Here is a 2,103-nt window from a genome sequence, read left to right as displayed (position 1 = left end):
GGCCTGTGTTCTTTGTATACAACAGGCCGTCTGAAAATTTGAATAATCAATTAGTTGGTCAATGATGCAAAAACTTGGAAATAGTCGGGGAAAGTTTTATGCGTGCATCTCGGGTCGTTGATGATGACGGGGACGCCCAAAAGCGAAGCCAGCGAGAAACACATGGCCATGCGGTGGTCGTCGTAAGTATCGATGACGGCATCGGGGGTAAGTGTTTCGGGCGGCGTAATATGGATGGCTTCGGCTTCTTCAACGACTTCAGCCCCCAGTTTGCGCAGCTCAGTTGCCATGGCGGCGATACGGTCGGTTTCTTTGACGCGCCATGAGCCGATATTGCGCAGGGTGCAGGGTTGTTTGGTGGCCAGTGCGACGATAGCCAGAGTCATGGCCGCGTCTGGAATATGGTTGGCATCTAAATCAAAAGCCTGAATATTGCGCTCGGCAGGACGGGAAATTTCAACAAAATTTTCGCCCCAAATGACATCTGCGCCGATTTTCTCCAGTTCGCGCACAAAGGCAACGTCGCCTTGGATGCTGTGCGCACCGATACCGGTTACGCGGATGGGTGTACCCGCAATCAGGCCTGCGCCCAAGAAATAAGACACACTGGAGGCATCGCCTTCTACATATAAATGTTCGGGCGCATGATATTTGGCTCCGGCCGGGATGTTAAATACACGGTAGTCTTCATTGATGATGTCTACACCAAACTGCGCCATCAGCTTGAGCGTGATGTCGATATAAGGTTTGGAAATCAACTCGCCTACCATGTGGATTTCAAAAGCTTGTCCGGTCAAGGGTAAAGCCATCAGCAGGGCGGTCAGGAATTGGCTGGAAACATTGCCTTTAATCGGAATAACGCGCTCGCCGTTGTCTTGGCGTTTACCGATCTGAAGCGGCGGATAGTTTTCATTGCCCAGATATTGTACGTCTGCGCCGGCAATGCGCAGCGCGTCCACTAAATCGCCGATAGGGCGTTCGTGCATACGCGGCACGCCATGCAGATGATAGTCGCCACCCAAAACGGCAAGTGCGGCAGTCAAAGGGCGGAATGCCGTACCGGCGTTGCCTAAAAACAAATCGGCGGTTTGGTTGGGAAAGCGGCCGCCGGTGCCATGAACTTTCAGACGGCCTTCAGGTAAAGATTCAATTTGTACGCCGAGTTTGTCGAGTGCTTCAAGCATTCGGTCGGTATCGTCGGATTTGAGCAAAGAATGGATTTCGCAAACGTTGTCGGAGAGTGCGGCCAAGAGTAGCGTGCGGTTGCTGATGCTTTTGGAACCGGGCAGGGCAACGGTCGAAGGCTTGAGTGTAGAAGCGGGCAGGCGGATGGATTCGGTCATGGCTGGACTAAGCTCGTATGAATTGTAAATAGACCGATATTATACGCAGGCAAAGGCCGTCTGAAAAATGAAGAGGGCGCAATTTATTTGTGAAAAAATGAATTTTTATATTGTTGCACTATCTCCTAATCGTTTATTTTGAAATTTTCTGCTTCTGTTTTGTGTTTGCTGCTATAACTTATTTTGTTGTGGCAGGTATATAACCAAACACCATAAGAAAATCAGAAACCATTCTTTCCTATTTTTTCAGACGGCCTTTAATATCGGCGGACAATCATTGATAAAGTAAGAGCACGACCATGAGCCATTATCCTTTGTTTGCCGATTTAAAAGACCGCCCAGTTTTACTGGCAGGCGCGGGCAAGGTTGCCGAGCGCAAGGCGGAAAGCCTGTTATCTGCAGGAGCGCGCGTGCGCGTTGTTGCGGAAACTTTGAATCCGCAGTTTCAGCAATGGGCGGCTGAAGGGAAAATAGTTTGGCTGGGCGGTTTGTTTGAAGAAGCCATGTTGGAAGAGGTGTATTTCGTTATTGCGGCGACGGATAATGGCATGTTTAACCGCCGTGTTTTTGACGCAGCGGAACGACGGGCGAAATTGTGCAATACGGTGGATACGGCGGATTTGTGTTCGTTTATCGTGCCTGCCGTGGTGGATAGAGGACCGTTGAAGATAGCCATATCCAGCGGTGGTACTGCGCCTGTATTGGCGCGGAAATGGTGGCAGATTATTGAAACATTGATTCCGCTGCATACGGGCACGAT

2 protein-coding genes are annotated in these 2,103 nt (G+C 50.2%); one reads left to right on the top strand and one right to left on the bottom strand.

What is annotated here, in order from left to right:
- Nucleotides 1-50: 50 nt before the first annotated feature.
- Nucleotides 51-1,343: a 3-phosphoshikimate 1-carboxyvinyltransferase gene (aroA, locus tag ACTHUM_RS12110; RefSeq protein ID WP_440402970.1), complete on the bottom strand. Its 1,293-nt coding sequence runs from the start codon at nucleotides 1,341-1,343 to the stop codon at nucleotides 51-53.
- A 299-nt stretch (nucleotides 1,344-1,642) separates the two neighbouring features.
- Here aroA and ACTHUM_RS12105 point away from each other — a divergent pair.
- The coding region (locus ACTHUM_RS12105; RefSeq protein WP_440402969.1) for a precorrin-2 dehydrogenase/sirohydrochlorin ferrochelatase family protein at nucleotides 1,643-2,103 on the top strand (461 nt) is incomplete at its 3' end.

The sequence above is a fragment of the Neisseria sp. P0021.S006 genome (genome assembly GCF_051956895.1).
This window is presented reverse-complemented; position numbering and strand designations above follow the sequence as displayed.